Raw genomic sequence first — 739 nt, 5'->3', positions numbered from 1 at the left:
CAGGGACAGCCCGCCGACGATTATTACGATGATCGCTACGGGCCCGCGGACGACGAAATGCGTGGTGGTGACCAGGATCCGCGTGCGTCGTACCCGCCGCCGGAGCCGGGCGGCTATCCCGACCAGCGCGGTTACCCACCCAGGCAACCCGGCCCGGGCGGCTACCCCGACCAGCGCGGCTACCCACCCAGGCAACCCGGCCCGGGCGGCTACCCCGACCAGCGCGGCTATCCGGAGCAGGGCGGTGGCTATCCACCGTACGGACAGCGCCCGCCCGCCGGTTACGGCGGTGGCCAGGGCTATGACCAGGGCTACCAGCGGGGCGGCGACTACGGGCAGCCCGGCGCCCAGGGTTACGGTGACTACGGTCGCGGACCGGGCGGTCCCGACGAGGGCGGCTACGGCCAACCCGGCCAGCGGGTGTCCTATCCCGACCAGGGCAGCGGTTACGACCAGCGGGGCTATCCGGGCGCCGGCACCGCAAGACTACGGGCCACCGGACTACGGCGGCTATGCCGACGCCCCTCCCCCGATGTCGGCTCGTCCTGGCGGCGGATACGGCGAATCGGGCCCCGACTACGACTACGGTCAGCCGGCGGCCGGCGGCGGGTACGACGACTACGGTCAAGGCGGCTATGCGCCGTCCGGTGCCACCGTTACCTTGCAACTCGACGATGGCAGCGGTCGGACCTACCAACTGCGCGAAGGCATCAACATCGTGGGTCGCGGTCAGGACGCC

At 71.9% G+C, this 739-nt stretch carries 1 pseudogene; it reads left to right on the top strand.

The features are described from left to right. Positions 1-739, top strand: a pseudogene (locus tag F6Q13_RS18530) (hypothetical protein); the annotation flags it as partial.

It is taken from the genome of Mycobacterium sp. (assembly GCF_008709575.1).
Classification (GTDB): Bacteria; Actinomycetota; Actinomycetes; order Mycobacteriales; family Mycobacteriaceae; genus Mycobacterium.
This window is presented reverse-complemented; position numbering and strand designations above follow the sequence as displayed.